We start from the raw sequence: 13,815 nt of genomic DNA, 5'->3' as shown, positions 1-13,815 counted from the left end.
CACAAATCATTAAATTTGCACAGATCCATTATTTTCCCGATCTTTGTGGAGGTATGAAAAAGAACTTTAATACAGGACTTGGAAAGAGTGTCGAGGCAGACCGGGTAAAGCTCTCCCGGCGGCGCAGGCAGATCCTTCGGGAACTCGGCCTTTGCGAAGAGCTTGACTCCACAGAACTGGCAGAGCGGCTGCTGGTGCAGGCGAAGATCAACAGGGCTCTTGTCAAAACCCTTGAGGAGAAGGACAGGGAACTTGCGCGGATGGATCTTATTCTTTCTGTCCGTGACAGTGAAATAAAAGTCAAAGAGGCTCGTATTGCCGAGTTTGCATCCCATGTTGCCGAACTCGGGAGTGGCAGGAAACCCGTCATAAAGAATAGCACGAACAGTAGCGTCCCGCCCTCCGGGAATCCAATTGGCATCCGGCATACACAGTCCCAGCGCAAGCCTTCCGGCAGGAAGTCCGGTGGGCAGAAAGGCCATTCGGGGAGCACCCTGCTCCAATCCGAAAATGTAACGGAAACCCAACAGTGGTACCCCGTCTCCGTGTGTCCGGAATGTGGAAAGCCGCTGGAGATGGACGCTGCGATCGTCAGCGCCACACGCCAGGTGGTGGACATTCCGCTTCCGATTGCGGCCACGGTTGTCAACCACATGACGATGCAGGTCAAGTGCTCCTGCGGGCATTGCAGCAAGGGGCAGTTTCCGGAAGAGGTGAATGCTCCCGTATCCTTCGGCCCCAACATCATGGCGATGACATCCTACCTCAGCACTTACCAAAATGTTCCGTTCAAGCGACTCACCCATCTGTACGAGACCATCTTCGGACTCCACATCAGTGAAGGCTCCGTATCGAACATGCTGAAGGCCATGCGGAAATTCTCCAAAACGCCCTACGAAATGATCCGTCAGAAAGTTGCAGAAGGAAAGGTTACCGGGGCGGACGAAACCGGAATCAACGTGAACGGGAAAAATAACTGGCTCTGGGCTTCCCAGAATGCCGTAGCCACCTTCCTCGCCTTTGACAGCAGCAGAAGCCACCATGTGATCAACAAGCACTTTACCGGGGAAGAGCAAGGTAATATGGTATGGGTCACTGACCGACTTCCGGCCTACTTCATGGGAGACGTGGGGATGGAGGATCACCAGATATGCATTGCCCATCTGTTGCGGAACCTTACCTACACGATGCAGGCCTTTCCGGATGATCCATGGAGCCTTGACATGCTCGACCTGCTGCGGGACTCCGTCCATCATCGCAATGAAAATGACATTGGAGAAGCGGTCAGGAAAGATATGGAAGAAAGACTGGACAAGCTGCTCGAAAGACCTTCGGTTTACACGAAAGAAGACGGGGAGAATAATGAACTTGATAAACTCAAAAAAGGCATTACCAAACACCGGGACTATATCTTTACCTTCCTCACCAATCCCGCTGTTCCTCCCACGAATAATGACTCCGAGAAGGCATTGAGACCGGCCAAGACCAAATTGAAAGTCAGCGGGTGCTTCCGCTCCGAGGAAGGAGCCGGGAACTATGCTACCGTTGCCTCCGTCATCCAAACAGCGGTCAAGAACGGACAGAACCCCTTTGAGGTCCTTCGGGTTATTGCATCCCTTGCTAAAGCGCAGTTTCGAGTATAGCATAGTTATTGACGACTAGTCAGGACTCTCTGTCTATGACAGGGGGTACCTGAGTAGTTACTAATCTCGGGTAGTAGTTGTTAAAATTCTATAAATATATACTTTCTCACAAAAAGTTGGCAAGAAAAGGAAAGTGAGATCGTCTTTATATAAAAGGGGGTGAATCCTCATTTTATATATGACTATGACAAACAAGAAAAAGCTCAGGAGCAATATTGAATTCCTTAATGATGAGGATTTTATCACATGGAGATTTACCGAAGATAAGGATCTGGAGCTATTATGGAATAATTACATTAACCAATATCCAGAGTTAGAGAATCAGTTCAGAGAAGCAATACGCCTCTTTAGCAAACTTCAATCGAAGGGTGACGGACTGGACAGTATCACCCGAGCAAGTTTACTCTCGTCCATAAAAGAGACTTCTTCCAAAGCCATAAAAAGGAAAAAGAGAGTACGCTTGTTCGGGCGATATGCTGCAGCAGCATGTGTCATATTCCTCGTTGGGCTGTTTACTATATTCAAACCTATAAATCTATTTGACTATTCGTCTGCCGATGACAATCTGATAATAGGACTTGAAGAAAGTGGAGAAGATATCCTCTTGGTAACAGCATCGGGGACCACAACCTTCCAAAACGATTTGAGTATCCATATCAATCGAAAAGGAAATATTCTTGTCGCTCAAAGTGGACAAACCGAAGTATCCGAGTTGTTAACAGAAAATGAGACTCTGAATAAATTAGTAGTGCCCTACGGGAAACGCTCACAAATAGAATTATCCGATGGTACTAAAATATGGCTCAACTCTGGATCGATATTGGAATTTCCGACCGACTTCAGTAAAAACACAAGAGAAATTAATCTTAACGGAGAAATATACATCGAGGTAGCAAAGGATAAAAGTAAACCGTTCCTTGTCCATTCATCCGATATTGATGTAAGGGTGTACGGAACAAAATTTAATGTTTCCACCTATGCTAACTCTCCTACATCGGTGGTTTTAGTAGAAGGGAGCGTCGGTGTTAAATCAGAAAAGCTAGACGAAGTATACATACAGCCTAACGAACGGGTATCCTTGACAAATAACTCTTTCAGAAAAGAGCTGGTTGATGTTTCGCAATATATAAGTTGGAAAGACGGGTATTTCAGATTTGATAATGCTCCCATTACTGAAGTCTTGAAACAAATAGGGCGATATTATAACATAACCTTCAATGCCGGAAATAGCGAGAATTTGAAAAACATAACCTGCACAGGTAAAATCTATTTGTCACCGGATGTAAACAACGTAATGCAAGCTATTGCCATCCTATCCTCTACTCACTACCGACAGGAAGGTAAAACCATATACTTCAACCTTGAATAAATATAGTATAACTTAATAATTAGTCTTAAATAAAAAAACGAAAAATGCCTATGAGAAAAATTTAACCTAAAAAATCGGGCGGTATTAGCATTACCACCCGACGAATGAATTTAATTACTTACAACGCGAATTATAAACATAATTAAAAACAGATAAATTATGCACCAAAGTTACGCAAAGGAAAAATATAATCCTAATCTAATACGAGTATTAAAAATCATGAGATTAATATTAGCGATGGTATTCACATGTATTTTTACAGCAATTGCTGGGAACAGCTATTCGCAGGAAACAAAGCTATCCTTGGAGATGAAAAACACAACAATCAGGGAAGTCCTTCATGAAGTAGAAAGAAAAAGCGAATTCATTTTCATCTTCAACAACAGTGTAAAACCTAGTTTGGATAAACAAACCAGCATCAAAAGTAAATCAAAAAGCATATCCCAGATATTGGATGAATTGTTTGCCGGTTCAAAACTGTCATATAAAATAATTGACAAACAGATCGTAATCTATGAAGGAGACCATAAGGCAAGTCCTGAAACAGTAAAGGATAGCGAACAGGTTAAAATATCAATAAAAGGAAATGTAACAGATATAGGCGGAAATCCGCTGGTTGGGGTTACAGTAATAGTCAAAGGCACCCAAAATGGAGTTATTACAGATTTAGACGGAAAATATGTTATTAACGTAACTGGTAAAAACTTAGTTTTAGAATACTCTTATGTGGGATTTAATACTATAGAAGAAATCGTTGATGCAAGAAAAATTATCAATGTCGTTATGACAGAGAGTGTTGAAAGCTTAGGCGAGGTGGTAGTAGTTGCTTATGGAAATCAGAAGAAAGAATCGGTTGTAGGGTCTATAACAACAGTGACCCCAGGTAAGTTAAAGGTTGGAACTACACGCTCTTTAAGCAATAATCTTACAGGTACAGTATCGGGGATTATAGGAGTGCAACGATCAGGAGAGCCCGGTTATGATAATTCAAGTTTTTGGATTCGTGGAATCAGCACTTTTCAAGGGGCTCGTAATCCGCTCGTTTTGGTTGATGGAATCGAGAGATCTCTCAATAATATTGATATCGAAGAAATAGAGTCTTTCTCTGTTTTAAAAGATGCAGCAGCTAGTGCTGTTTATGGAGTAAGAGGAGCCAATGGCGTTATCCTTATTAATACGAAAAGAGGAAAGATTGGAAAACCGTCTATTACTGTTAAGAGTGAATTTGCCCAAACTGCTCCGGTTCGCTTACCGGATTTTATAGGGGCTGCAGATTATATGCAAGTGTTGGATGATATTCGGGTCGATAGTGATATGTTACCCTTATATACAAACCAAATTGCAAAAACCAGATCTAACTATGATCCGGATCTTTATCCCGATGTTGATTGGATCGATGCCATATCAAAGGATCATGCTTCCAATATGAGAACGACTCTTGATATTTCCGGGGGATCCGAAAGATTGCGATATTCTTTTGTTGCTGCTTATTATGGTGAAAAAGGAATTCTGGCAAGAGATAATCGAAAGGAATGGGACTCCTCAATCAAAGTTCAAAGATACAATGTGCGTTCTAATGTTGATATGAATCTAACACCAACCACATTGATAAGATTTAACATAGGTGGATATTTACAAGAACGAACAGCTCCCCCTCAAGGTATTCAGTATTTATATTATGAAGCTTTTGTGGCTCCGCCGTTTATTCATCCCAAGCAATATTCTTCGGGTCAGATTCCTAACTTGGGACAATCCAATCCATGGGCCAAAACAACTCAAACCGGATTTACGCGTAGCAGCTCAAGTCAAATAGAAACCTTATTCTCTCTGGAACAAGACTTGAAGATTCTTTTACCCGGATTGAAAGCCACAGGAATTTTTTCTTTCGACCGTTACTCTTCCAACTCAGTAACTCGCTCTAATAAACCCAATTACTATCAAGTCGCATCGGGGAGAAATGATGAAGGAGACCTAATTGTTGCACTACGAGAATCGGGAAGTAATTTTCTAGGATATGAAACCGGGTCGGAATGGGGAAGTAAAAGAATCTATCTGGAAGGACGTCTCACATATAATCAGACATTTGGATCACATGCAGTAGAAGGTTTATTCCTTTATAACCAATCGAATTATGATAATGGATCCGCAATTCCATATAGAAATCAAGGGATTGCAGGGAGAGCATCATATACCTATGGCGGTAAATATATCGGAGAATTTAATTTTGGATATAATGGATCAGAAAATTTTGCAAAAGGGCAGCGTTTTGGTTTTTTCCCCTCTATAGCTGTTGGCTGGATCGTATCGGAAGAGCCTTTTATGAATCCGGTCTCAAAAACAATTTCAAAACTCAAACTAAGGCTTTCTCATGGATTGGTTGGTAATGATCAGCTTGAAGACCGTCGTTTTGCTTACCTTGCTACGATCGAAGAAATAGGCGGCTATACCTGGGGACACAACAAATCGACACCTATGCCGGGATATTCAGAAGGTCATTTTGCCAATCCTTCATTAACATGGGAGACTGTCAAAAAGACCAATCTGGGGCTCGAACTTAGTTTATTCAAAGGGATGGTAGATTTACAAGCAGATTATTTTATGGATAAAAGATCGGATATCTTCATGCAGAGACGATCTATTCCTAGCACAGGAGGTTATATCCAGACTCCATGGAGCAATTTTGGAAAAGTCAATAACCATGGAATAGAGTTATCACTGGGCGTAAATAAGCAACTGAAAAAAGATTTATTTGTAAATTTCTTCGGCTCATTTACTTATGCAAAAAACAAGATTATTGAAATCGATGAATCGATTTCAATAATTGGGAGTACCAGGGCCGAGACTGGGCATCCAGTAGGCCAATGGTTTGGTCTGTTAGACGATGGTTTTTTTACAGACGCGGATTTTGCCGATGTTGATGCCGGAATTTTGGCTGATGGAATACCCGCGCATACATATGGAAATGTGCGTCCTGGAGACATTAAATATAAGGATCTGAATAATGATAATAGAATAGACGATTTGGATAGGACAGCTATCAAAGGAACACTAGACCCTCAACTGGTTTATGGATTAGGTCTAAACATTCAATACCAAAATCTTGATTTTGGAGCCATGCTTCAAGGGAACGGAAAAACATATAATATGTTGGATAGAAATATCATTCCGGGTTCGGGTAATGGCGCTAAAGGTAATATATTTTCGAATGTAAACGATCGATGGACTGCAGAAAACACTTCTCATGACGCTTTTTATCCCAGATTATCATTAGGATTAAATACAAATAATAGCCAAGAATCAACTTGGTGGCTTAAAGATATGAGTATGTTAAGAGTCAAAAATATTGAGGTTGGTTATTCTATACCGCAAAAAATTATTAGTCAAGCCTTATTAAGTAAAGTTCGTGTATTCTTCCGGGGAGCGAATCTTTTTACTTTTTCTCGATTTAAACTCTGGGACCCTGAAATAAAGGAACCTCAGGGAGGACAATATCCCATAATGAAATCTCTATCTTTTGGTATTGAGATCGGTTTTTAATCAACAATAATAAAATATTATATGAAAAAGAACAAATTGCGATTGGTTATTTTAGTAACCATCTCTATATTCAGTTTTAGTTCATGCTCTGATTATCTTGACAAAGAGCCTGATGATCAGTTAAGTTTGGATCTAGTATTTGAAAACAAAACGAATGTGGAGAAGTGGCTCGCTGGTATATATAGTGGTGTGCCAGATGTTTATAGTTATGGAATGGAAAGTATAGGAGACGACGTAGCTCCATCTACCAGATGGGAACAGTATGGCTTTTGGACCATCTCCTATCAACAAGGAAATTGGAGTGCCTCAAGTACAGGATGGGATAAAAACTATTGGCTACACTTACCGAAACAGATTCGTTCGGGCTACATTTTTTTGGAAAATGTAAAGCCATTGCCAGATCAAAACCTGAAAAATACTGAGGTTGAATATATGAAGGCGGAAGTTCGTTTCCTAATTGCCTATTATCATTATTTGATGTTGACTTATTATGGCTCAATTCCAATTTTGGAAAAAGCTCAAGATGTAAACTCCATGAATGAGTTATTGGTTAATCAGCAACCTTTTGACAAGGTTGTAGACTGGATAGAGACATTATTGGTTGATGCCTCCAATGTTTTACCTCCTTCTTACAGCGATAATCGGAAATATGGAAGAATAACCTCTGTCATGTGCAAAGCAATAAGAGCCCGTTTACTTCTTTTCGCCGCCAGCCCATTAGTAAATGGAAACTCTGCGATGAAAGATGTCGTTAATAATGAAGGTATCCCTATCTTTAATTCAACTCCGAGTCTCCAAAAATGGACTCGGGCGGCAGAAGCATCTGAGGATCTGATTAATTACGCGACGGCAAATGGGCATAAATTGTTTTATGAATATTTGTCTTCGGGAGAGATTGACCCTTTTATGTCTTATCAGAATGTGATGTTAAAGGGATTCTTGGAAGGTAATACAGAAATACTAATGGCTAGGCCTGATTGTCAATATAATAATTGGGATATTGTAACACAACCAAGAGGGACTGGCGGGACTGGAGCTATCAGTGTAACTCAAACATTAGTAGATGCCTTTTTTATGAAAAACGGTTTACCTCCTATCAATGGATATGACGCATCCGGACTTCCGGTTATCAACCCGGAATCCGGTTATACCGAAAAAGGATTTTCAAGTAGCGATGAAGTAAGAAAAACTCATTGGAAAGAGGTAAAAGGAAATGCATTAGCCGATGAAAATAAGATAACATTGGCTGGAACCTACAATATGTATTGCAATAGAGAGCCTCGCTTTTATATTTCGGTACTTTATAATGGAAGCTGGATAAACAGCGCAGGACGTCTTACCGATTTCTATCTTAATGGTAAAGATGGAGGCCCTTCCCCTGATTCTCCTCCTGTGGGATATTTAATGAGGAAAAGAACAGATCCAGACGCTAATCCTGTAAATAACACATTTAAACAACGAGTTGGAATTATTTATCGTTTGGCAGAAGCCTACCTAACCTCTGCTGAAGCCTTAAATGAAGCAGATTATGGAGCGAACAAAACTAAAGTAGTGAATTACCTAAATTTAATCAGAGAAAGAGCTGGAATTCCACTCTACGGAAATGGTCAAGATGAGGTTACTATTCCAACGGATCAAGCTGCTATGCGTAAGGCGATACATCAGGAAAGAAGAGTTGAGTTGAATTGTGAAGCGGTTATCCGTTTTGACGATGTCCGAAGATGGAAAGATGCCGAAAAGGCTTTGAATACAGATTTTTGGGGAATGAACTTCTCAGGAACAAAAAATAGTGATGACAAGAATGATCCAGAGGCTTACTTTGTCCGAAAAGTATATCAAACACGCAAATTCAAGAGTTATTGGTTTCCTGTTCCTCAATCTGAATTAGACCGGAACCCAAATCTGAGACAACTTCCGGGATGGTAAAAAATAGTATAATAAAAAAAATAGTATAATGAAAAATATATTTAAACTGCTAAGCCTTCTCCTATTCATGTGTTGTATTGCATCGTGTGATAGTGATAGTAACAATGATAATTTAAACCCTGGAGAGACAACAGATAACCCATTAACGATAAGTGCTTCGGGCGATAACATTGTTCTCAATGAAGATAAATCGGAAGAAGTTGCTCTTACCTTTACATGGAATACAGGAAATAATAGAGGAGAAGGAACCTCATTGTCTTATCTCTTTAAAGTAGATATTGCAGAGAATCAATTTCAAACAGCCATAGAAACAGAAGAGATGCCTGAAGGTGTATTCTCAAGAAGTTTTACTCATAGAGAACTAAATGAGCTTCTTCTCGATTATTGGGAGGTACAACCGGCAAAATCTGCCCGAATTGAGGCGAGGGTAATTGCAACTGTTACCGGTCCTCATTTTATTAAACCGGAAATATCAGATGTAGTGGTTACAGTCACTCCTTTTGCTCCTAGAGTGATAGAAACGAACAAAATGTATGCAGTTGGAACAGCAGTGCCCGGTGGACAAATAGAAATGAGCAGAGCTATAGAAGATCCTTATGTTTTTGCATATAAGGGGTTGCTGCAAGAAGGCAAGATTAAGTTTCCTCTTTCTTTAGATGCTTCCGCTGATATAGTTTCTTCTCGTACTCCAAACCTTACCATAGATGATGGAACTATGATGCCTGTACTGCTGGCTACTTCGGGTACTCCCGATAATTCATGGCTGATCCCCAATGCCGGAACTTATGTTGTGGTGATAAATACCAAAGAAAAAACAGTTGTTTTTTATTCCGAAGCAACAGCTATCAAACCTAAATATGACAATGTGTATATGATTGCGGAAGCGGTTCCTGGAGGCGGCAAAGATTGGGATGTGGATAATCCGCTATCAATGACACAAAGTATTGCTAATCCAAATATTTTTGTTTTCAACGAAACATTAGATGCTGGAGAAGCAGGAAAACCGAGTGGTAGAATAAGATTTCCTATAGAAAAGGGAGTAGGTTGGGGATATAAAGGTTTAACTACACCTGATGGGCTTATTGTGCCTGTTACGAAAGGAAAAACCTATACTGTTTATCAGTTTGTAGCCGGCTCACCAGAGTATCCAGATAACTATTGGCAAATATTAGATGGGGATATCAATTTGATTATTCTTGATACAGAAAAAATGACAATAAGGTTCATGTCTCGATAATCAATTTATGACTTCTTGAGATACTCTTAATTATTGGATAGCATATCATTGATAAAGATATGCTATCCAATTGAATCCAATCTTCGTTTATGAAAAATTCTCTGATAAAGAAAGTAAAAGAGAGAATAGCAATATCCATTTATCATGAAAAATATTTTTACAGGAATCATATCTTTTAGTCTTTTTATCTTTATATTCCAGTCTATAGCCTGCTCTCAGGTAAAGAACATAGATGAATATAGTAGTATTACAGAGAGAGCCGATCCAACGGCAGATACTCTTTCCGATTGGAGTAAAGTCCCATCCGGATTAAATATTTCTTTTGCGGACATAGACACACGTTATCCAAGATCCGTAGCTCCGGATATTCCATCCAGCAAAATTCTGCAACTAAGTGGGTGGAAAGGAGAAAGAATTTCTGGCCAACTATTACTTTGGTCAGTAGAAAAATTTGAAGAGGTAAATATTGAGTTTGAAAGCTTTCAATCAAGCTCATCTTCTTTACCAACGAATATAGCTCAGGCTCGTTTTGTTCGTTACGTGATTACGGACTATTTTGAAAGAGGATGCGAAGAAGCGAATCCGGACGATTTCCGTTCCTCTTTATCTCCAGATATACTTGATAATATTAAGTATTTTGACATTGAGCCAAAAAACGTGCGTCCTGTTTGGATTACCATAGATATTCCCCGGGAAGCAGAGGCAGGCCTATACAAAGGAAAGATCAATATCGAATCTAAAAATAAAAACCTTCAAAAATTAGATATTGCCATAGAAGTAAAGAAAAAGACTTTGCCATTACCAGCCGATTGGAAATTTCATCTGGATATGTGGCAACATCCTACATCTGTGGCTCGTGTGAATGGATTGGAAGTCTGGAGTGACGAACATTTCGAAAAAATGAAACCGATTATGAAGCTCCTGGTCGATGCCGGTCAGAAAGTAATAACAGCTACATTAAATAAAGAACCTTGGAATAATCAATGTTATGATGCATATGCCGACATGATAACATGGATCAAGACCACTGATGGAAGTTGGAAATATGATTATACCGCTTTTGATAAATGGGTTCATTTTATGCAAGATTTGGGTATAAAAGGTACGATAGATTGTTATTCGATGCTTCCATGGGGCAATGAATTACATTATCATGATGCATCCACAGGAAAAATGGTAAATGTAAATGCTAAACCCGGTAGCACTGAATTCTATGAGATGTGGACTCCCTTTTTACAAGATTTTGTCATTCATTTAAAACAGAAAGGTTGGATTAATATAACAAATATTGCAATGGACGAGCGTACTCCGGAAGACCTGAAAGCCGTTGTTGATCTCATGCAAAAGGCTGCTCCGGAATTAGGAATATCTTTGGCAGATAATCACCAGAGCTATAAAAAATATCCTTTTGTCAGATCTTTAACTCTCGGATTTAACTCTCCTTTCACGAAAGAAGATCTGGATGTCCGGCGCGATAATGGCCTCGTGTCTGCTTATTATGTTTGCTGTGGAGATAGATTTCCCAATATATTTACTTTTTCAAATCCGGCAGATGCAGTGTATATTTCGTGGTATTCTTTGGCTTTAGGCTATGATGGATTTCTACATTGGACATACAACTCATGGAATGAAAAGCCGCTCGAAGACTCTCGTTTTATTCGCTATCCCGCGGGAGATACCTACATCGTATATCCTGATCGTAGTTCTGTCCGATTCGAACGTCTGAGAGAAGGGATTCAGGATGCAGAAAAGATTCGTATTTATCGGGATGAATGGAAAGAGAAGAACGATCTGGAATCGAAAGAAAAATTAGAGAAAATGAACAAGATCATTCTTCAATTCGGATCAAAAAAAGAAAGTCCTGAGCTTTATCAGGAATTAGAACAAGCGAAAAAATTATTGAATGACTGGGCTGAATAATAATTTTAATTGAATAATATGCACAAGAATAAGAAAAACAGATTATTGTTTTTGTTTGTAGCGATGATTACAGTCATCCTGAACTTTTCTTGTAAAAGCGATACAGATGACCCCATTACAGAGGAAGCGGTAAAAATCTCGTTCTCACAATATGGAGTAACTGATGTCTTTGTCGACATTCCGCAGGAAGAGGTTATTTTCCATTTAGGATTGGCGAAAGATGGCAATTCAAGTAAAGAAATCGAAGTAAATCTGTCTGTTTTATCCGAAAAAGAACTGAAAGATTACAATACGCTTCATAGTACCAATTTTGATCTCTTACCGGGTTCATGTTATAATATGAATCAATTAATGGTAAAATTTAAGCCCAGTGACAAGGCTCAACAGTTACAAACAACATTGTATCGGGATCAAATAAAGAAGTTGAATCTTAGCCAGAAACAATATGCGCTTCCGATTAAAATAAATGAAACAGCAGAAAGGGTTGAGGTTGACAAAAGCAAATCAATAATATTGATTGCTCCGAGTCTGGAACAATTACTTCATATTTATCAAATAGACGCATTAGAGAAAGTTATCCCTGACCAGTCTTTGGAAGTCGATGTCGATAATATCCTACATGTAGCACAAGGAGAGTATGCAACGTTACAATTAGTTATTAGTCCCTTCGATAAAATAGATAATCGTAACATCGATGTTCAGATCAATCACACAGAAAATTCCACAAGCCTGAATGCTAAAATCGAAAGAGTAGGCTATGTAGGAGCGTCTAATCGCTTCATTTTAGAATCTAACGTAATTATAAAGTCATCGACCAATCAATACCCGGATCCCATATTTCCGATAGATGAGGTTGGTTACCAATCTTATAGCGTTCAACCTTTATGGATAACAACACATATTCCTTTGGAAACACCTAGTGGCCTTTATAAAGGAGTAGTGAAGGTTGCGGGGTTTATTGACGGGAAGTCAGTCTCTACCGAAAAGTTGTTTTATATTAAAGTATATCCGGTGGCAGTCCGAGAAATATCATTATTAACAACCAATTGGTATTACCTGGATAGTCCGACACTCGCCTATATGAATAATAAAACAAAAGTAGATATGCACTCTGATTTATATTGGCAATTAGTTCGCAAATTTGCTGAAGTATCTGCCGAATATAAAAATAATGTTCACTTCATAAACTTGTTTAACAATATTCAATTTACACTTTCCAATGGAAAATATGGTTTCAATTTTGATAATTTTGACAAAGAATTACTAATTTTCGAGCGAGCAGGGGCGTTAAAAAGAATAGAAGGTGGTCAATTAGGATATCGATTTGGTGCACCCACTAATTCTTTAGGGGTCTATGTGCCTATTCTTGATGGCAGTGAAATTTCAATCAGATTATTATCCCTTTCAGATCAACGAAGTCAGGATTTTTATAATCAATTTCTTCCGGCACTTAAACAACACTTAAAAGATAGAGGTTGGCATGATATATATATGCAACATATTGTAGATGAGCCCGGTAATTCGGATATTCAATCTTACTTGGAAATAAGTGACTTTGTAAAAAAACACATGAAAGAAGTGCCGATATTAGAGGCTATCCTGACCACAAATGGCATTCAGAATGGTATTGATATTATGACTCCTCAGGTAAATACCCTTGGGTCAGATTATGAGTCTGTCTTTAAGCCATTGATTGATCAGGGAAAAGAAGTTTGGTTTTATACCTGTACCGGGCCACAGGGTAATTATGTAAATAGATTTATTCAATTACCTCTGATTCAGATGAGAATCATGCACTGGATCAATTTTAAATATAAGGCTTCCGGGTATTTACACTGGGGAGGTAATTCCTGGACTGCTTTTGATGATCCTTATAAGGAAACGACTAACTTATCTAACGACTGGCCCGGAGGCGACTCTTACATCGTTTATCCGGGATATGGAAAATTGTATCCATCTATCAGAATGTCGGCAATGAGAGATGGGATTTATGATTATGAACTGTTAAAGATGCTAGATCAAAAAAATCCAGCAGCGGCTCAGAATATCGTAAATAAAGTTGTTTTCTCAAATGCAGAATACGACAATACGATTCCCAATTTCAGAAATATGAGAAAACAAATATTGGAATCTCTTAGTGAGTAAATAATTATTTGAATTAACTAATCAGCAATAAAACATTT

7 protein-coding genes are annotated in these 13,815 nt (G+C 39.1%); all 7 read left to right on the top strand.

Translation table 11 applies throughout. The annotated features are described in order from the left end of the window. The first annotated feature begins 53 nt into the window (after positions 1–53). The 7 genes from tnpC to KDN43_RS05355 all read left to right on the top strand — a co-directional run bounded on the left by tnpC (position 54) and on the right by KDN43_RS05355 (position 13,777). Positions 54–1,643, top strand: a complete 1,590-nt coding sequence (gene tnpC / locus KDN43_RS05385) for an IS66 family transposase (RefSeq protein WP_327065725.1) — start codon at positions 54–56, stop codon at positions 1,641–1,643. Between the two features lie 184 nt (positions 1,644–1,827). Next, positions 1,828–3,012 (top strand): FecR family protein, encoded by a 1,185-nt coding sequence (locus tag KDN43_RS05380; protein WP_238868637.1) that lies wholly within the window; start codon positions 1,828–1,830, stop codon positions 3,010–3,012. Positions 3,013–3,171: 159 nt separating this feature from the next. Further along, positions 3,172–6,549, top strand: a complete 3,378-nt coding sequence (locus KDN43_RS05375; protein ID WP_238868636.1) for a SusC/RagA family TonB-linked outer membrane protein — start codon at positions 3,172–3,174, stop codon at positions 6,547–6,549. A gap of 21 nt (positions 6,550–6,570) precedes the next feature. Next, positions 6,571–8,475: a RagB/SusD family nutrient uptake outer membrane protein gene (locus KDN43_RS05370; protein ID WP_080903912.1), complete on the top strand. Its 1,905-nt coding sequence runs from the start codon at positions 6,571–6,573 to the stop codon at positions 8,473–8,475. Positions 8,476–8,503: 28 nt separating this feature from the next. Then, positions 8,504–9,712 carry a SusE domain-containing protein gene (locus tag KDN43_RS05365; protein ID WP_238868635.1) on the top strand — a complete coding sequence of 403 codons (1,209 nt, stop codon included), beginning with the start codon at positions 8,504–8,506 and terminating at the stop codon, positions 9,710–9,712. Between the two features lie 144 nt (positions 9,713–9,856). Further along, positions 9,857–11,632 (top strand): DUF4091 domain-containing protein, encoded by a 1,776-nt coding sequence (locus KDN43_RS05360; protein WP_080903914.1) that lies wholly within the window; start codon positions 9,857–9,859, stop codon positions 11,630–11,632. Positions 11,633–11,650: 18 nt separating this feature from the next. Further along, positions 11,651–13,777 carry a glycoside hydrolase domain-containing protein gene (locus KDN43_RS05355; RefSeq protein ID WP_238868634.1) on the top strand — a complete coding sequence of 709 codons (2,127 nt, stop codon included), beginning with the start codon at positions 11,651–11,653 and terminating at the stop codon, positions 13,775–13,777. The last annotated feature ends 38 nt before the right edge of the window (positions 13,778–13,815 follow it).

Source organism: Proteiniphilum propionicum (genome assembly GCF_022267555.1).
GTDB classification, from domain to species: domain Bacteria; phylum Bacteroidota; class Bacteroidia; order Bacteroidales; family Dysgonomonadaceae; genus Proteiniphilum; species Proteiniphilum propionicum.
This window is presented reverse-complemented; position numbering and strand designations above follow the sequence as displayed.